We start from the raw sequence: 17,937 nt of genomic DNA, 5'->3' as shown, positions 1-17,937 counted from the left end.
TTATTAATAATTTAGGGGACACAATTGTATGTGGTATACGTTAATAGCAATTTTAGTAATTTATTTATTAATTACATTTGGTTTACGCGCTTGGACGCAGTGGTCTTTGAAGCGGAATGCTACTTTACTAGAAAGTGATGCGTTTGAAAAGGATAGTCATAATGGCCAAATTATTGATTTACGCGACGCTGCTGATTTTAAATTCAAGCATGTCTTAGGGGCGCGCAATATTCCCTTGCAATTTTTGTTGCAAAATAATACAGCAGTTCGCCAAGACAAGCCGGTTTATTTGGTGGACCAAGATAATCAAGGCGCTGAAAAAATTGTGCGCAAGCTCAAAAAGCAAGGATATCAAGATATTTATGTTTTAAAAGGTGGTATGGCTAAATATACTGGACGGACGAAGTAATATTGACATATCAAATATCTGGAAGTATGTATTGGGTTTGATGCTTTCGATGAAAATAAAAGGACTTAGTTCGCTTTAATGAACTAGGTCCTTTTTGAATTTAACTTTTAACGAGGGGTATGTGAATTACCAGCTTTACGGGCACTCCGTAACTCTGTTGCTTCAAACTTAGCTTCTTCTTCTTCAATTGGTTCAATGGCTACTTTGTGATAGACTTTAGCAGCGCCGAGCAAGCTAACTAATGTGCCAGCGATACCAGTCATAACGCCCATATTAAATTTTTTCATTAGAATTACCTCTTTTTTAATTGATATTATTATTTTATCATAGTTATTAATAAATATTCAGACAAGGACATGGAAAAAATGCAAAAAATTATTGTAATCGTGGGCCCAACCGCAGTGGGGAAAACCGCTCTTTCTTTAGATTTAGCTGCGCGGTATCATGGTGAAATTATTTCCGGGGATTCTATGCAAATTTATCGAGGATTAGATATTGGAACGGCTAAAGCCACGCCGGCTGAACAGGCAAAAGCGCCTCATCATATGCTCGATATTGTCGATTTAGATGTAAATTATTCAGTGGCAGAATTCGTACAGCAAGCGCGACAAGTGATTCAAAAAATTGCTAATCGGGGAAAGATTCCAATTGTGGTAGGTGGGACGGGTTTTTATATTCAAGCGCTGCTGGGCGATCGAACTTTAGTGGATGAGTCTCAGCCGTTGGATGCAGCGGCTGAACAAGCTTGGCGGCAACGGGTTGCTTTGGAAGGTGAAGCGCCATTGAGAGCGGCTTTGCGTCAAGTTGATCCCGTGAGTGCGGAGCGGATTGTTCCCGGTCAAATTCGGCGGTTGATTCGGGCGCTGTTAATGACCCAAGCAGTTGGTAAGCCATTTTCTGAACAAGAGCTACCAGCACATCGAATTTATGATGCGTTGATTATTGGTTTAAATACTGAGCGTCCAGTGTTGTATGAACGAATCAATCAACGGGTAACGAGTATGTTGCAAACAGGTTTGTTAGCAGAAGCACAGTTAGTCCAGCAGTTACCCGCTGCAGCTACGGCCAAACAAGCGATTGGCTATAAGGAATTATTTCCTTATTTGCGCGGTGAGGAGGCATTATTGACGGGGGAACAACGATTGCAGCAGGCTTCTCGCCGTTATGCGAAACGGCAAATTACCTGGTTTAAACATCAATTAAAAGGGATTCAATGGTACGACTTAGTTTTGAATTCAAATGATCAACAACGGCTTAATCGAGATGTTACAGAATTTATCCAAGCTTAAATTGATTTTTGCTAAAAATAGTTTCGATGTGAGGAAAGTTAACATATCCGCAACGATAGGTCCAATTATTGTTTATAATACTCCCTAAGGAGGCAAACGCATGCATCAAGTACACGGCTTAAAGAGTGATTTAGCAATTTTAACGATTGGGGCAGCTTGCCAATTAACGGGGTTGAGTGCGCGTCAAATTCGATATTATGAACAGCAAGGATTAGTGCAGCCCAAACGTGGTTCTGGGAATCAGCGCCGTTATTCTTTGAAGCATATTACGCGAATTTTAGAAATTGCGGATTATTTAGATATGGGGTATAGTTTCGCCGAGATTGCAGAAGTCGAAGTCAGACAGCAACAAAAGCCTCAGCAAGACGTGAGCCAAAAAGTTGTGCGGAAGTCTTTGGAAAATGAATTCATGCAAATTGGACGCATGAAACGCTAGGAATCAGATGGGGGACAAAATGGGTCACAAAAATTATCAAAAGAGTGAAATTCGAGAAATTATTCAAAAAGAAAATGTGCAATTTATTCGTTTACAATTTTCGGATGTTTTTGGCGTAATAAAAAACGTTGAAGTACCAACTTCACAATTAGAAAAAGTTTTAGCCAATAATTTAATGTTTGATGGATCTTCTATTGAAGGATTCGTACGAATTGAAGAATCTGATATGTATTTATATCCTGATTTGTCTACTTTTATGATTTTCCCCTGGTCCGCCGATGAACATAGTGGAAAAGTAGCTCGCTTTATTGCTGATGTATACACGGTCGATCGGAAGCCTTTTGCAGGAGACCCACGGAGTAATTTAAAAGTTTGGTTACGTAAGATGGAAGCTCAGGGATTTAAAGCCTTTAATTTAGGAACCGAACCAGAATTTTTCTTGTTGAAGATGGATGAGAACGGTAAACCGACGATGGAATTGAATGACCAAGGGGGCTATTTTGATCTAGCACCTTTGGATTTGGGGGAAAATACGCGGCGGGAAATTGTTTTGGAAATGGAAAAAATGGGTTTTGAAGTCGAAGCGGCTCATCATGAAGTTGCACCTGGCCAACATGAGGTGGACTTTAAATATGCCGATGCGTTGGAGGCGGCGGATAACATTCAGACATTCAAGTTAATTGTTAAAACGATTGCGCGTAAGCATGGCTTGTATGCCACATTTTTGCCGAAGCCATTAACAGGCATTAATGGTAATGGAATGCATGTTAACATGTCATTATTTAATACGGATGGGAATGTTTTCTTTGATGAAAATGATGAGGTGCAATTGTCACAAACAGCTTATCATTTCTTAGGTGGAATTTTGGAGCATGCAGCGGCCTTTACGGCAGTGACTAATCCAACTGTGAATTCTTATAAGCGTTTGACCCCTGGGTTTGAAGCTCCAGTCTATGTAGCTTGGTCTGCTTCGAACCGTTCACCAATGGTGCGGGTACCAGCAGCGCGGGGTAATTCAACGCGTCTGGAGTTGCGGTCAGTTGACCCAACGGCAAATCCATATACTGCCTTTACCATGATTTTAGCGGCGGGCTTAGATGGAATTCAACGCAAATTAACGCCGAATCATGCTGTTGACCGCAATATTTATTTGATGGATGAAGCGGAACGGAAAAGAGCTGGGATTACGGACTTACCGGATACTTTGTTGGCAGCCTTGGATAATTTGGAAGCTGATCAGTTAATGCGAGATGCGTTAGGAAAACATTTGTATGAAACGTTTGTGGCAGCTAAGCGGGTTGAATATCGTTCATATCGGCAAAATGTGTCTCAGTGGGAATTAGATACTTACTTGCAACAATATTAAATTGTTCGATAATTTGGCACCTTCTTAATCAAGGTGCTTTTTTAATATTCAGTGAGCTTTACGATTTACTTGCTGCTGAGCGCTTGCCCATAAATTTCTGAGAATTAAGAAAACGATAACCTCGTGGCTAATTGGTGCTAAGTGAGTTGGAAAAGTGTAAAATTAAACTATAAATTGTTAATAAAGCACACAGGAGGTTTGTGATGGAACAGACACCGTATTTAAAAACTAAGTTTCCCAATGATAAGCAACACTTAAAGCAAACGCTAGATGCAAAATTACAATATATTAATGACGTTAAACAGGCGATTGACACAGATAATGATCGCGTATTATATCAATTGATTAATAACCAAGAATACCAAACAGCTGTAATGAATCTTGCCGAAGCTGAAGATAATCAGATGGATTTTCGAATGGTTGATAATTTGATGGAAGATTTATCACACCATTTAGCACAACGCTTAATTGAATATTTGTCCGAGAAATTTCCGTTCTTTTATTATGAAGAAGAGGCCCACGGGGTGTATCAATTGTACTTTGGAAATTGGTGGGACCGGCGGCGCTTTGGGCTGTTAGATCCATTGACCGTTAATTTCATTTTTGATGAAGAAGAATATGATAAATTGAGCCGAGCGGTTGAATTATCTGAAAGTGGACGGCGCTATCACACAGATGTGATTGAAGACACAACCCGTTCCAATGAAGAATTGCAAAAGATTGTTGATACGCAAAAGGAACGTGATGAACAATATCAACAATTATCTGCGGAGTTAGAACGTCTAGGTGAAAAAGCGGGGATGTTTGAATCACAAGAAACCAAAGCGCGGCGTGAAGCGGTGAAAAAAGAATTAGCTAATCTTCGTTCAATCGACGAAAAATCTCTGGAAGTCCCAAAGTTGATTGCGGAAAATAATGCAATTATTCTCGATTATTCAAAAGAAGATACGATTTTAATCTATGAACAACGGGCCATTAATGATGAATTTGGTGACTTTGAAGCCTTTAAGGTAGCTGTTCAAAATCTCTACCATGATTATGTCAGCCAATTGCCGGAGGTAGCATTAACGAAAAAGGAGGGTAACCTTCATGACTGATCGAATTCAAGGACATCTAACTGCCTATTCTGATTTATTGAAAGTAGACATTGCGGCCGTTAATAAGAGTATTGCTGCGGTGGATGAGCTAATTCATAATAATGATGCACAAATTGTACACCAAGTTTTGCAGACGTTGACGAGCTACCATTTAGATACTAAATGGGCGATTGTGCCCCGTCAGTACCAGTGGAAAGATTGGTATTTGCTGGCGATGCATCGCTTTTTGAGTTTTGCGGGGGTAAAAAATTATACGATTCTAACTCCGGAAGATCGCGAAGAGTTAACCATGGTGTTTGAACAATTACAAGCGCCAGGGGCTTTTCAATTTGTGGAAAATCAGGCGAGTGCAGGTGGCGTTTACTTTGTAGAAATGGGTACCCAAGAAAAATTATTTTATTGGTCATTAGAGCGTAAAGAACTCTTCTTTAATTCACATGCATTAACGAGTTTATTAGTATCAAATTACCGAGCTAAAGATACCGCAGATAATATTCGGACTGTCGCCGATGTCTTACGGAGTTTTGGTCGTTATATGGAAGCGGCTTTTAACTATCAAGTTGATTATAATGTGTTGGAAACAGCTGATGATTATCAATATAACTTAGTGCAGACTGAAATGCCGGCGGGGATGTTAGATCGTTTGTTTGTTCTCTCAGCTGAATCCAATTATTTTTTGCAAGCTGTTGAGAATGGAGCAGCAATGCTGTTAGATCATAATGTTGAGGTACAAATTTTCTTTGATGATAATCCACGGGCTATTGGTGGTCAGGAGTGGCATTTCAAGGTTTTGGATGGGCATGATGCCTATTCATGGATGGATATCTTATTGGATTATGATTTCATTGGAACTTGGTATTTGAAGGAACGGCGAACGATTGAAGTGGCGTCACAGTCAGGTGTTTTTGAAGATGGATTACGCCCAATGCCAAAGGTTCAGGTGGAAGTATTACACCCCCGTGAGGAAGGCTGATGGAACTTGATTTTGCAAGATATTTAAGGTTATCACGGACCAATTTTTTGGAGGTTGCCAATCAATGGGAACGACCATTAAAACGGGATGATTTATTATTGAATGATTATTTAAATTTGGTGCAAACTTTAGGCGAGCTCATGCAAGCGACCGATACATTGAATCCGGATGTACCTAAGCTACTGACATCACAGTCAGCCGCGGTGGTTGATATTTATGGGCAGGGCTTAATTCAATTTTTAATGATTAGTTTGAAACAACAATGGACGCATTTGATGGTCCTTGAACCAGCGGATTTGGAAAAATTGGGTAAATTTCCCCAGCACCGTCTTCAACATCAAATCATGGGCGAATTGACGATGCTTTTAAATAGTTATCATCAGCGTCGTCAAAGCGATTTTGCCCATGCATGGCGCTCATATTTGAAGCTTGGGCTTTTTGAATTGAAGTTGACGGATGTAGAAATTAATCAAGCGGTGGAGCGTCAATTACACGAAGCTTAATCTAAGCAACAACTTTAAAAGCACTAAAAAGGCCTAACCAAGCATTTCCTGCAGACAGGAACCTGGTTAGGTCTTTTTTGAAATTACGTAAACTTATTTTCGAGTTGATTTTTTGGCTTTAAGGCTTGGATAAAGACGGTACTAATAATCAATAGTGCACCTAAGAAGTCAATCCAACCGAAATCAACATGGAAGAGCACTACAGTTAATATTGTGGCAATGAGCGGCTCGATGGCGCCTAACGTGCTGGCCGTAGTAGGAGAAATCCAAGCGAGGCTCTGGATGAAAATCATATAAGCAAAAGCTGTTCCTAAGACAATTGAAAAAATCAATAGACTAGAAATCTTAGGGGTAAAAGTTGGTACGTTTTGCCAAGCAGGATGAATAAAGTTGGCAAAAATCCCCGCAATGAACATCGCCCAGCCTGATATTGAAACGGCGCCGAATTCATCAATCAGCTTTTGCGGTAATAAGGTATAAAAAACGGTGGCGACGGCAGTGATAAGTCCCCAGGCTAATGCTAAGTTTGACATCGCTAGCTCGCCAATATGGCCGTGAGTAGCTAATAAAAAGGTTCCAATCACGGCCATAAAGATTGAAATGACGTCTTGATGTCGAGGCCAGCGTCGATGGGCGAGAGCTAAGAAGATGACAATCATAATGGGATTAGTAAACTGCAAGACCGTTGCGGTGGCTGCATTTCCAAAATGAATCGCCATAATATAAGCGTATTGAATTGAAAGCATCCCCACAATGGAAAAGACAAGTAATTGAATCAGGGATTGCCGGTGGTGGAAAGGTTTAAAAATGGCTGATCCTTCAGTGAAATAAGCGAAAATAAGAATGAGAACCCCGGCAGTTAGCAGTCTGAAAGTTGCAAACCACTCTGAATTAATGCCGAGTTCCAATAAAATTTTAACAGCGATACTATTGAGCCCCCAAAACACGGGACCGGCCATCGCTAACAGTAAGCCTTTTTGATGTTTAGACATGTACTCCTCCTTAAGGTTCTATGGTTTCATTGTAACAAATCTCCTAGTTATTTTAAATTACGGCGGTATGATAATATCTTAGGTAATTTTGTTAATAATGCTAGGGCTTCTTTGATGCGCAGGAGTTGATTGTGTTATGATAAACGCTAGTGGTTCGAAACCATCCCACACCTAAAATAGGGAACTATTTTAGAATTAAAAAACTAGGAGTGAATCAAATGGAGATAAAACAGCGGTCAGTTTATGAACTGACCTTAATTAGTATGGTGGCAGCTTTGTACGTTGTTGTAACGTGGTTAGTGGCCCCCTTTGCATATGGCCAATTTCAATTACGGTTGTCAGAAGGTTTAAATCATTTAGCCGTTTTTAACAAACGTTACATTTGGGCTTTAAGTTTAGGTGTCTTGATTGCTAATTTAGCTTCGCCACTGGGGGTCATCGATATTGCTTTTGGGACCTTGGGAACGTTAGTGATGACTAGTATTTCATATTGGTTGACGCAGCACGTTGATAAAGTTTGGGTGAAGTTAGTTATTAGTACCGTTGTTGATACGGTGATGATGTGGACTGTAGCTTTAGAACAAGTCGTAGTGTTTAAATTACCATTTTGGCTGAGTTATGGTTGGTTGATGTTAGGTGAACTAGCCTCATTGGTTTTAGGAGCAATTTTAATTGGGCTCTTAAGTAAACGAATTGATTTAACAAAATAAGGAATTAGGATGATATCACAAGATTATACGGGACAAACTGTTTTTATTACGGGTGGCGCATCCGGGATTGGATTGGCGCAAGTAAAAACATATTTAGAGATGGGGGCGACCGTTTGGGCTTTAGATCAACAGACAGTTCCACTAGAACATCCGTGTTTGACAACTTATAAAGTTGATTTATCAGATACCGACGCGATTACGAATTTTCTTGAACAGATAGATTTATCCCAAATTGATGTATTTTTAAGTACTGCTGGAATTTTAGATGCTTATCAACCCGCTTTGGCGACCGATTATTTAACGATTCAACACTTGATGCAAGTTGATCTAATGGCATCCGTTCAACTAACTTTAGCGCTTTTGCCTAGTATGGTGCAACGCCGTCATGGAACGATTGTTTATATGGCTTCGATTGCCAGTCAAATTGCCGGCGGCGGTGGTGCTGCCTATACGATGGCTAAACATGGATTACTGGGGTGGATGAAGCAGTTGGCTTTAGATTACGCCCCGGCGCAAATTCATATTAATGCTATTGCTCCTGGTGCTATTAAAACGCCGATGAATCAAGCTGATTTTGACGGGGATGGTGAAATGGGAAAATCTGTGGCTGAGCAGACTCCTGCAAAAAGATGGGCTTCAGCTCAAGAGGTAGCGGACGCGACGGTTTATTTGACTAGTCCGGAAGCACGGTACGTTCAAGGTCAATTATTAGTGATTGATGGTGGTTGGACGATTCAATAGGTTGAAAATTAAACCAACTTTGGTAAATGGCGTTTAAGAATGGAATTTCTATCGCGCACGTCGATAGTATCAATGTTGGGAGGTATTATAGGCGTGGTGGAATAGGTAAAGTTCGAAGGTGCCAGAATGTCTTTACCGAGTCGAGTCCCCTTTTGATTATGAAAAATGCGAGGATTCAAGCTGTAAGGTGTACAGCTTAAAGATTATAATTTAAAGTAATGGCTCAGGGATTTAAATTTTTGTTATAATATCATTGGGTATGTCGACCTAATCATGTATAAGGAGGTTATGCATTATGAATTTTGATGATATTAAGGATAGAGCACAAGATGCTTTACATGACGTTAACGTTGATGATTTGAAGGACAAGGCCGAGGACTTTATTGAAGACAATAAAGATAATATTGATGGCGCTGTTGATAAAATCAAAGGAATGTTTAACAAAGATTAATATATAAGCAACAACTTAGGTTGTTGCTTTTTTGTTATAATTTGTTTTTAGAGGTGAGGTATGTTAACTAATAGAATAGCTGAAAAAGTTGATTATACAAATGTGGTTGATATATGGAATCAGTCAGTTAAGGCGACTCATCATTTTTTATCAAAGAAGGATAAAGATTTATATCAAAATGTTATTCCTAATTTTTTTGAAAAAATTGAATTGATGTTATGGTACGAAAATGAAACGTTGATTGGATTTAGTGGTGTAGATAAACAAGAGTTAGTAATGCTATTTTTGGACCCGCAATTTATTGGCAATCATTATGGAACTCAAATTATAGATTGGCTGAAAATGAATAGAAATATTAGCAGTATTGATGTTAATGAGCAAAATGAAAATGCATTGAAATTTTATTTGAAGCAGGGATTTGAGATAGATTCAAGAAGTGAAAAAGATGGATTTGATAAACCGTATCCAATTTTACATTTAAAGTATAGGAACGTCTGATAGATGTCAGGCGGTTTTTGTAGAATTGGAACATTTTATTTAAAATTATATGTAGATGAAGGTAATGAAAATGTTTTTGCTTGGAGCAGTTATATTCTTGTTTTACGTGGCTGTGATGTGAATTGAAATGTGCATGGTTCAGTTAAATTTAACTTTGGAGATGGAAACTCTTTGGAAGATATTAGGTAAGCTATAATACTTGATGAAAATATTTAAGATATAGCGTCTAACTAAAGAGTTAGGCGCTGCTATTATGTATATTTGGTTCTGTCATATGTCATGAAATTGGGTAAAAAATAAGATGTAAAAAGAAAGATTCTAGAAAAATCTATTGACTTAAAGCAGAAAATTTAAATGAAGGTCAAAAGCGTTTAACTAGGCCATGGTCAGGCTTGATGATGGATATAACTACGGAACTATCGATCAATACGATGCAGAGAGCAATGGGGTATTTATTGTTTGGAATAACGCATACGGGGGAACTTGGTTTGACGCTGATGCTGTAATTAATCACTAAAATAGAATAAATAAAAAGCCTACTGACTAGATTTCTAGTTGGTAGGCTTTTTTGTTTTGTACAGCAAACGAACAGTAATGAGTAAATAATGATTCAAATAGCGGTATGTCAACGTTGTTGATAAATTAGAATTGTAGTAATTTGTAGCAAATGGTGTGGTTTTTGTTGGTTTTTAACGGGAAATAACGGCGAATTATCGTAATAAATAACATATTAAAACCCTGTCATATCAACGATTACGCTGATATAGCAGGGTTTTGAAAAAATATACATATGCCCCTGGAGGGAATCGAACCCCCATCCCAGGGTTAGAACTCCTTTGCACTATCCATTATGCTACAGGGGCATTACTTAGTATATTGTACAAATAAAAGTCTAAAAATACAAATAAAAAAATAATTTGACAGATAAATTGGGCCTTGATAAGATATTAATATCTTAAGAAATTAAAAAACACGGGGTAATTGGCCAATGCGCAACTAATCAGACTTGAGGAAAATAGAACACTTTAAGATGGCTTAAGGTGAACTGTATTTTTGAGACTGGTTAGTTTGGCAGCTTTTTGATTTCGTATTTATAATCGAATTTTGTTTGCTAATAAACCACCAGTCTCGGCTTTTTTGAGGATGGTGGTTTTTAAATGATAAAAATTAATAAGTTAGTGCAAAATAATGCACAAGGGCAGTTATTTACGGCTGATTTACTGAAAGCTCAAGCGGGCGAAGTGGTTGGAATTATTGGACCAAATGGCGCTGGAAAAACAACACTTTTGCAAAAGATTCAAGCTGCACAACAACCGGAAGTAATCGTGGAAGGACGAATTGGTTATGTGCAACAATTAGACAGTGATTATCAAGATATGAGCGGCGGGCAAGCAATGCAAACCCGTTTACAACAGGTTTTAATTGATCGACCGGACGTATTGTTGTTGGATGAACCGACCGCTAATTTGGATTTTAAACATCAACAAAAATTAATTCAAATTTTACGGCGTTTTAAAGGAATTGCATTAGTGGTTTCGCACGATGAAGACTTTTTGCAGCAAGTGGCAGACCAATTATGGTCGTTTGAAAATGGTCAAGTGTGCGCGCAAAAAATTGATTTTGCTACGTATAAAGAACAGCGTGCAGTTCAACAAGCCAAGCAACTGAAAAAAGCAGGTGAAGAGCGGCGTCAGCAAAAGAAATTGCAGTTTGAGGCACAGAAATTGGTGCAGGCGGGTGATCGTGTGAAGCGCAATAATAATACTTTAAAAGGTGACACGGTCCAGGCACAATTAACGGGGAACGCACGAGTACTACGGCAAAAGGCTTCCACGGTGCGCAAAACTGAACGGCCTAAGCAAGCAAAACCATTGAAGTTACAAATGCAACAGCAAACACGGCCGACTCAAGTTATGACGCGTGTGACGCAAACACCATTATTCGCCCCAGATGGCAAACAATTGATAGCTGAAGTTAATATGACGATTCAAGGTCGTGATAAATTGATGTTGACGGGCGCCAATGGGGTTGGCAAGACGACGTTGTTACAGTTGTTAATGACAGCCGCACAGCAGCATCCCCACACCCAGGTCGGTTATTTTGATCAACGTCTGAACAATTTAAATTTAAAGCAGACTGCTTTGCAGAATGTTTTGGAGCATTCCATGGAATCTGAGCAAGTCGCCCGTGATTTCTTGGGGGCGTTTGGTTTGCGCCGTGAACAAGTGCAACAAACAGTTGGTCAAATGAGTGGCGGTGAGCGAGTTCGCGTGAGCTTAGTGGCTGCTTTATTAACGCAAGCGAATTGGTTGGTTTTAGATGAACCTACTAATTATTTGGATGGGCCGGCTTTGCTAGCATTGCAAGATTTTCTGGAAAATTATGCAGGTGCAATCACCTTAGTGACACACGATCAAGCTTTTTTGCAACATTTATCTATGAATCAAAATTGGCAATTATGGGAAATGGAACCGGGACAATTAACCCTGGAGACTTCTATTTAAATAGCATAAATGATGGGCTCGCCTTAATTTTTTAATTAAGGCGATTTTTTTAATGGCTGGATTAGAAAAATCTATGTATATGCAGTACTACAATGTTTTCGTTTAAAAACATCGAATTCTATTGATGGTTGCTTTTTTACAAGCTTGTGTTGTTATATAATTAAAAAAATAATGAGAGAAACGTTAATGGAGGCAATTTAATGAATAATTTGCAAGTTGTACGGGAATTTTTTCAATTAAGTTTGAAGCAAGTTAGTGAAGATTTGGGCTGGGACGTTGAAGAACTACAAGCGCTAGAAGCAGGGAAGGCGGCCAATCCTTTAACGTGGCAAATTTTAGCCGAATACTATGCGCAGCAATTTCATGTTATTGCAATTGATGAACAGCAAGTTGAGCCTATTCATTTTCGCTTAAGTGTGGATTATTTAATGAATGTAGGGCTCACAATGAATGATTTAGTAGCCTTTAAATGGTATTTTGAAAATACCCGGGCGGAATTAGGTGATTTTTGTGTTGCATTATATGAACCAGGAACTGGGCAGATAACGCAGAAATTCACCGATTTATCAGCCATTTTAGAACAGTTTGCAGGTTATATTTTGTTAAATCATGATGGTAGCATGAATAATTTTATTAACGAGCGAGATCATAATCATGTTTCAGAGTGGCGTTTAATCTTATTTAAGCGGGATAATTTAGTGGTTGATGTGACCGATCAATTGGTTTATTTTGAAGAATTGGTGAATCGTACCGTGATTTAAGCGCTTGGTAAAGATCGGCTAGGTGGTAAAGCTTGTGGCGACGCGCGCTTTTGCTTGAGTGCATAAGTTAATTTGATATAATGTAAACAAACTAACTTATAGAAAGGAGTCGCACTTCATGGAAGTCTTGGAACAGGCGTATGCGAAATTAAATTTAACGTTAGATACGCCGTTTATCCATTCCAATGGGCAACAAGAATGGGATATGCTGATGGTGGCGATTGATCTAGCCGATACGGTGACGGTGAAAACAACGTCCCAGCATAGAAAAATCATTGTCGAATCGACATCAGGGCTTTTACCAGTCAATGAAAGAAATTTGGCTTATCAGGCGGCGCAAATGATGCAAAAATGCGCTGAGCAAACTGAGGGTGTTGAAATCCATATTCAAAAAAGAATTCCGATTGCGGCCGGTCTGGGCGGTGGCTCAGCGGATGCTGCAGCTGTGATGCGGGCGTTAAATCGCATCTGGAATTTAAATTATTCCGAAGCATATTTGGCAGAACTAGCTTTGACGATTGATGCCGATGCGCCCTTTTGCATCTATTCACGCCCAGCGCGGGTGATGGGGCGCGGTGAGCAGGTTATCCCTTTGAAGCAAAAAATGCCAGCCCTGCATTTTGTAATCGCAAAGCCCAATATCAGCGTTTCAACTCCGAAATTACTCCGGGTGGTGGATTATAAAACCTTACAACATGGCGAAATGGATAAAGTGATGCAAGCGACACAGGCAGGCGATTACAGAGGCTTAGTCCAGTCAATGTATAATGTCTTGGAACCAGTCACTGCACGGCAATTTCCAGCCATTTTAAGAATCAAAAATAAAATGTTACAATTTGGCGCTGATGGCGCGCAAATGTCAGGGACTGGGCCGACCGTTTTTGGGGTTACTCAAAAAGCAAGTCGAGCAAAACATATTTATAATGGGATTAAGGGGTTTGTGAGTGAAACCTATCTGGTTGGTCTGGCAAAGTAATTCAAAAAAGCGCATACATTTTTACCAAAAAGGCCTATAATAGAAATGAATGGTATAGACCATTATTATCCAATTTGGAGGAATATGTTATGAGTAAAGTAGTTATTAACGCAAAAATTTATACCGGGACTGGAGCGTGGTCAGTGGTTGAGAATGGCTTTATTCGTTTTAATCAAACGATTGAACAATTAGGAGCCATGGATCAATATGAAGAGCAAGCGACTGATGAGGTTGTGGATGCCAAGGGTTCAGTCATGGTACCTGGATTTATTGATGTACATACGCATGGAGCCTATGGGTTTGACACGATGGATGGGGACGCTGATGAAATTGTGCAAATGGTTCAAGATGAGATAACTGAAGGCATTACCTCCGTTTTTCCAACAACTATGACGCAAAGTGTCGAGAATATTTCACAAGCAATGAAAGCCGTGAATGTGGCGGCTGAAAAAGAGCCAGCCATTATGGGGGTGCATCTAGAAGGTCCATTTGTGAACCCTCATTATAAGGGAGCACAACCGGAAGAATATATTATTGCACCAAGTGTTGAATTGGTTGAAAAATGGAATGCGCTCTCAGGTGGACGAGTGCGGTTGATTACATATGCACCCGAACGAGCTGAAAACTTACCTGAATTCGAAAATTATTTAATTGAGAATAATATTATTGGATCAGTTGGGCACTCCGATGCAACGCGTGAATTCTTACAAACTAATTCGAAAGTCAAGCATGTGACTCATTTGTATAATGCCCAACGGCCTATGAAACATCGTGATCCAGGTGTAACTGGACATGCGATGTTAGATCAAGATATGTATGCTGAAATGATTGTTGACGGCTTCCATATCGTACCTGATATGGTAAACTTAGCATTTAAGTTAAAGGGAGCGCAAAAGATTGATTTGATTACTGATTCAATGCGGGCCAAGGGACTTGGCGAGGGTGTTTCAGAATTAGGTGGGCAAAAAGTTTGGGTTAAAGATGGAAAAGCCCGTTTGGAAGATGGAACGTTAGCGGGTTCAGTTTTGCAATTTAAGCACGCCTTCTTGAACATGATGCATTTTACTGGTGCAACGGTAGAAGAGGCTGTGCATATGGCTTCAGTTAATCAAGCGACTGAATTTGGTCTGCTTGATCGCAAGGGAACGCTAGAAGTCGGTAAAGATGCTGATTTTAATCTCTTTGATGCACAATTAACAGAACTAGAAGCCACTTACAGTATGGGCCGTAATTTTACACCAGCGGATGCGGTAATTAAAAAGTAAAGGACATTGATATGACTGAGCCAATCTACATTCAAATACATGATGAAATTAAGGAAGCTATCGAAGCCGGTCGGTGGACAGCTGGTGAACGAATTCCAGCTGAACGTGAGCTATCCTTGCAATTTGATGTATCACGGATGACGCTTCGCCAAGCAATTCGTTTATTAGTGGACGAAGGATATTTGGAACGGCGGGTTGGTTCAGGAACGTTTGTAGCAACGACACGGGTACAAGAAAATTTGGACAGTGCGTCGTCATTTACGGAGACGATGAAGTTATCTGGTAAGAAAGCATCATCACGGGTGATTAGTTATAAGTTGGGTCAGCCAACACCCCAAGAGGCTGAGGCGCTACAAATTACGAGTGATACGGATATTTTAAGAATGCAGCGAGTGCGGTATGGTGATGCGGAACCGATTGCGTTTGAAGTTGCCACGGTGCCACAAAGTCGTTTAAAAGGGCTCGATAAGGCAACCATTACAGACTCGTTGTATCAAGCACTGTTGAACAATGGGTTAGTGATTGGCGAAGCTCAGCGTGTTGTAACGGCAGGGGTTGCCAACGAAGAGGTCGGTCGATTATTGGATTTGCGAGCTGGGGAGCCGGTATTAGTCTTATCGCAAATCACCATTGATAATCAAAATCGGCCGTTTGAGTTTGTGCGCACGCAGTATGCTGGAAGTCGCTACGAAATTCGATTATAAAATTCTTTACAAAGTTGTTAATTGTTGTTATGATTTGAGAAGTGTTGAAAACTGCAGCGGATTATCCGTAAGCTCGTCAACAATTTGTCGTCCTCGTTTCAGTCGATGGCGAGGCCTCGCTAGTAACCGCGCTGCAGCGGCGAAAGTTAGGATGAATTGCACGAATATGAGATAATTCTCTAGAATTCAACCAAATAAAAATTCTGGAGGACATACATTATGTCACGTTATACTGGTCCTAAGTACCGTATCTCACGTCGTTTGGGTGTTTCTTTGTCAGGAACTGGTAAAGAAATTGCTCGCCGTAACTACGCCCCTGGTGATCATGGAAATGGTCGTCGCTCAAAGCTTTCAGATTATGGAACACAATTGCGCGAAAAGCAAAAGGTGCGTTTCACTTACGGTTTGACAGAACGTCAATTCCACAACTTGTTCAACAAAGCGGGTAAGATTCGCCAAGGTACGCACGGTGTTAACTTCTTGATCTTGTTGGAAACTCGTTTGGACAACATCGTTTACCGGATGGGATTGGCAACTACACGTCAACAAGCTCGTCAATTAGTTAACCATGGTCACATCTTGGTTGATGGTAAGCGTGTTGATATTCCTTCATATGAGGTGAAGGTTGGACAAGAAATTTCTGTTCGTGAGAAGTCACAAAAGAACGAATACATCTTGGCCGCCGTTGAATCACAATTTGGTCACTTGCCATTTGTGGACTTTAACAAGGACACTTTGACAGGAACCTTGACTCGTTTGCCTGAGCGCGAAGAGTTAGACGGTGACTTTAACGAAGCTCTTATCGTTGAATACTACAACAAGTTGGGATAATTTTTTATCACAATTTGCGATGTCAAAAGCCAGTACGTGTTTGTGCTGGTTTTTTTGTGGTTTGCCAAGTACACGGATTCTAAGTTAATTTGAAAAATCATGTGTGAGCATTTAAAAATTTATGTGGTGACGGTCGTTAGATGTATTTAATAATCAAATCATCGGCAGTGTGCCTAAATAATTGGGGAATGGAAGATGGTAAAAAGGGTAGTGGATATTCCAGAAGAGTTATTTAATGACTTGGGACTAGCTCAAAATAGTCAGCTGGAAATTCAAAATGTGAATAATCAATATGTGATTAAAAATGATTCTGTACATGAAAAAAAGAATGAAAAATTTGCGTTTAGGTATGCAATGATTACTGGTGGGTTAGCGGTACTAATCGCCTTAGGTAATTTTTTATTTCAACATACTAAAGTGGTGGGATTAACAGGAGCAAATTCGTTAACGCAAATTACCATTTATTTGGGAACTTTTTTTGGGGTCATAGGCTTTATGGTAACTTTGTTTCAGCAACGGAAAGAATTACGCGGCGGGATGCGTCGTTGGATTAATCTGATTACGCTAACAATTGCTTATGGCTTGATTGGGTATGTGATTTTAGCGCTAATGATGCGGTTAATTTCATCAGCGTTTGCGGGTGCTTGCCTTGATATTTATACTATGAGCATCATTATCGGTAGCTTTGTGGGAATCATGAGCTATGCGATGGTGGTTGCGGGCCAGCGAGTTCAATTTGAACGAATTATTTCGATTTTGATTGCGACCTTATTTGGGGGGGTCGTGATGTCGATGGCTACGAACGGTTCAGCTGGTTGGTGGCAACATAACTTTAGCTATTTAGGAACCAACAATGTGGGAAATGGTTGGATTTTTAATTTTACGCTGATTTTTTCGGCGTTAATTTTATTGACGATTTTAGATTATTTATTTTCCACATTAAATGCCACAATTCATGGGGATTGGCGTTTATTTATTTTAAGAGTACTCTTCTCGCTTACGGCGATTGCGGTGGGCGCGATTGGGCTATTTCCGAATAATCCGGGCTTATTCCATCGGATTCATGATGATATTGCCCAGTGTTTGGTTTCATTGGTCTTAGTAATGATTGCAGCCGTTCGATGGCTGTTACCCAAAGCTAGTTGGGAATTTTTGATCGTTTCTTATGCCTTGGCGGGGGGGCTTGTGGTTTCTGATATTTTATTTTCACAATTACACTATCTTTCCTTGACGGCGTTTGAAATGATTGCATTTGGTTTTGCTTTTACCTGGTTGATTTTGTTATTACAAATTTTACGAGGATTAGCATCGACCACAGATGTATTTAAAGTGACGGTCGAAACGAATGAGGAACCAGACGAAATTAAAGAATAACACTAAAAAATGCGGTTGGATTTAATCCAATCGCATTTTTAATTTGTTCAAAATATT

21 protein-coding genes and 1 tRNA gene are annotated in these 17,937 nt (G+C 39.8%); 19 read left to right on the top strand and 3 right to left on the bottom strand.

Going from position 1 to position 17,937, the window contains the following annotated elements; genetic code table 11:
• Positions 1 to 28: 28 nt before the first annotated feature.
• Complete coding sequence (locus tag ACJQWY_RS03185) at positions 29 to 409, top strand: rhodanese-like domain-containing protein (protein WP_407076311.1); 381 nt, start codon at positions 29 to 31, stop codon at positions 407 to 409.
• Between the two features lie 107 nt (positions 410 to 516).
• Here the strand turns inward: ACJQWY_RS03185 and ACJQWY_RS03180 are convergent, their stop codons facing one another.
• Positions 517 to 696 carry a DUF3042 family protein gene (locus ACJQWY_RS03180; RefSeq protein WP_407076310.1) on the bottom strand — a complete coding sequence of 60 codons (180 nt, stop codon included), beginning with the start codon at positions 694 to 696 and terminating at the stop codon, positions 517 to 519.
• Between the two features lie 78 nt (positions 697 to 774).
• On the opposite strand from ACJQWY_RS03180, the gene miaA reads away from it, so the two are divergent.
• From miaA to ACJQWY_RS03150, 6 genes are all read left to right on the top strand, one after another.
• Positions 775 to 1,698: a tRNA (adenosine(37)-N6)-dimethylallyltransferase MiaA gene (miaA, locus tag ACJQWY_RS03175; protein ID WP_407076309.1), complete on the top strand. Its 924-nt coding sequence runs from the start codon at positions 775 to 777 to the stop codon at positions 1,696 to 1,698.
• Between the two features lie 100 nt (positions 1,699 to 1,798).
• Positions 1,799 to 2,134 carry a MerR family transcriptional regulator gene (locus ACJQWY_RS03170; protein WP_407076308.1) on the top strand — a complete coding sequence of 112 codons (336 nt, stop codon included), beginning with the start codon at positions 1,799 to 1,801 and terminating at the stop codon, positions 2,132 to 2,134.
• A 19-nt stretch (positions 2,135 to 2,153) separates the two neighbouring features.
• Complete coding sequence (gene glnA / locus ACJQWY_RS03165) at positions 2,154 to 3,500, top strand: type I glutamate--ammonia ligase (RefSeq protein ID WP_407076307.1); 1,347 nt, start codon at positions 2,154 to 2,156, stop codon at positions 3,498 to 3,500.
• A gap of 203 nt (positions 3,501 to 3,703) precedes the next feature.
• Entirely contained in the window at positions 3,704 to 4,597 is an 894-nt protein-coding gene (locus ACJQWY_RS03160) for a hypothetical protein (RefSeq protein ID WP_407076306.1), read from the top strand.
• Positions 4,590 to 5,570 carry a hypothetical protein gene (locus tag ACJQWY_RS03155; RefSeq protein ID WP_407076305.1) on the top strand — a complete coding sequence of 327 codons (981 nt, stop codon included), beginning with the start codon at positions 4,590 to 4,592 and terminating at the stop codon, positions 5,568 to 5,570. Before ACJQWY_RS03160 ends, ACJQWY_RS03155 begins: the two co-directional genes overlap by 8 nt.
• Positions 5,570 to 6,073 carry a dUTPase gene (locus ACJQWY_RS03150; protein ID WP_407076304.1) on the top strand — a complete coding sequence of 168 codons (504 nt, stop codon included), beginning with the start codon at positions 5,570 to 5,572 and terminating at the stop codon, positions 6,071 to 6,073. Before ACJQWY_RS03155 ends, ACJQWY_RS03150 begins: the two co-directional genes overlap by 1 nt.
• 83 nt (positions 6,074 to 6,156) lie before the next feature.
• Here ACJQWY_RS03150 and ACJQWY_RS03145 read toward each other — a convergent pair whose 3' ends face one another.
• Positions 6,157 to 7,065, bottom strand: a complete 909-nt coding sequence (locus ACJQWY_RS03145; RefSeq protein ID WP_407076303.1) for a DMT family transporter — start codon at positions 7,063 to 7,065, stop codon at positions 6,157 to 6,159.
• A 218-nt stretch (positions 7,066 to 7,283) separates the two neighbouring features.
• Here ACJQWY_RS03145 and ACJQWY_RS03140 point away from each other — a divergent pair, with 218 nt between their 5' ends.
• The 5 genes from ACJQWY_RS03140 to ACJQWY_RS03120 all read left to right on the top strand — a co-directional run bounded on the left by ACJQWY_RS03140 (position 7,284) and on the right by ACJQWY_RS03120 (position 9,982).
• On the top strand, positions 7,284 to 7,775 hold the full coding sequence (locus tag ACJQWY_RS03140) for a QueT transporter family protein (protein ID WP_407076302.1): 492 nt from the start codon (positions 7,284 to 7,286) through the stop codon (positions 7,773 to 7,775).
• A 9-nt stretch (positions 7,776 to 7,784) separates the two neighbouring features.
• Positions 7,785 to 8,516, top strand: coding sequence for a 3-oxoacyl-ACP reductase (locus ACJQWY_RS03135; protein ID WP_407076301.1), 732 nt, complete (start codon positions 7,785 to 7,787; stop codon positions 8,514 to 8,516).
• A gap of 295 nt (positions 8,517 to 8,811) precedes the next feature.
• Positions 8,812 to 8,967, top strand: coding sequence for a hypothetical protein (locus ACJQWY_RS03130; protein WP_407076300.1), 156 nt, complete (start codon positions 8,812 to 8,814; stop codon positions 8,965 to 8,967).
• Positions 8,968 to 9,027: 60 nt separating this feature from the next.
• Positions 9,028 to 9,465 (top strand): GNAT family N-acetyltransferase, encoded by a 438-nt coding sequence (locus ACJQWY_RS03125; protein WP_407076299.1) that lies wholly within the window; start codon positions 9,028 to 9,030, stop codon positions 9,463 to 9,465.
• 382 nt (positions 9,466 to 9,847) lie between these two features.
• The gene (locus ACJQWY_RS03120) at positions 9,848 to 9,982 is read left to right on the top strand and encodes a hypothetical protein (protein ID WP_407076298.1); all 135 of its coding nucleotides are present in this window, start codon (positions 9,848 to 9,850) and stop codon (positions 9,980 to 9,982) included.
• A gap of 274 nt (positions 9,983 to 10,256) precedes the next feature.
• Here ACJQWY_RS03120 and ACJQWY_RS03115 read toward each other — a convergent pair.
• A tRNA-Arg gene (locus tag ACJQWY_RS03115) sits at positions 10,257 to 10,328 on the bottom strand.
• A 294-nt stretch (positions 10,329 to 10,622) separates the two neighbouring features.
• On the opposite strand from ACJQWY_RS03115, the gene ACJQWY_RS03110 reads away from it, so the two are divergent.
• From ACJQWY_RS03110 to ACJQWY_RS03080, 7 genes are all read left to right on the top strand, one after another.
• Positions 10,623 to 11,969 (top strand): ATP-binding cassette domain-containing protein, encoded by a 1,347-nt coding sequence (locus ACJQWY_RS03110; protein WP_407076297.1) that lies wholly within the window; start codon positions 10,623 to 10,625, stop codon positions 11,967 to 11,969.
• Between the two features lie 200 nt (positions 11,970 to 12,169).
• On the top strand, positions 12,170 to 12,730 hold the full coding sequence (locus ACJQWY_RS03105; protein WP_407076296.1) for an XRE family transcriptional regulator: 561 nt from the start codon (positions 12,170 to 12,172) through the stop codon (positions 12,728 to 12,730).
• A gap of 118 nt (positions 12,731 to 12,848) precedes the next feature.
• The gene (gene ispE / locus ACJQWY_RS03100; RefSeq protein WP_407076295.1) at positions 12,849 to 13,706 is read left to right on the top strand and encodes a 4-(cytidine 5'-diphospho)-2-C-methyl-D-erythritol kinase; all 858 of its coding nucleotides are present in this window, start codon (positions 12,849 to 12,851) and stop codon (positions 13,704 to 13,706) included.
• An 89-nt stretch (positions 13,707 to 13,795) separates the two neighbouring features.
• Complete coding sequence (gene nagA / locus ACJQWY_RS03095) at positions 13,796 to 14,971, top strand: N-acetylglucosamine-6-phosphate deacetylase (protein WP_407076294.1); 1,176 nt, start codon at positions 13,796 to 13,798, stop codon at positions 14,969 to 14,971.
• Positions 14,972 to 14,982: 11 nt separating this feature from the next.
• Positions 14,983 to 15,675, top strand: a complete 693-nt coding sequence (locus ACJQWY_RS03090; protein ID WP_407076293.1) for a GntR family transcriptional regulator — start codon at positions 14,983 to 14,985, stop codon at positions 15,673 to 15,675.
• A gap of 219 nt (positions 15,676 to 15,894) precedes the next feature.
• The gene (gene rpsD, locus ACJQWY_RS03085) at positions 15,895 to 16,506 is read left to right on the top strand and encodes a 30S ribosomal protein S4 (protein WP_407076292.1); all 612 of its coding nucleotides are present in this window, start codon (positions 15,895 to 15,897) and stop codon (positions 16,504 to 16,506) included.
• 195 nt (positions 16,507 to 16,701) lie between these two features.
• A complete protein-coding gene (locus tag ACJQWY_RS03080) occupies positions 16,702 to 17,880 on the top strand; it encodes a DUF998 domain-containing protein (protein WP_407076291.1) in 1,179 nt (392 codons plus the stop codon).
• Positions 17,881 to 17,937 lie beyond the last annotated feature (57 nt).

It is taken from the genome of Weissella kandleri (assembly GCF_045504165.1).
GTDB classification, from domain to species: domain Bacteria; phylum Bacillota; class Bacilli; order Lactobacillales; family Lactobacillaceae; genus Weissella; species Weissella kandleri_A.
This window is presented reverse-complemented; position numbering and strand designations above follow the sequence as displayed.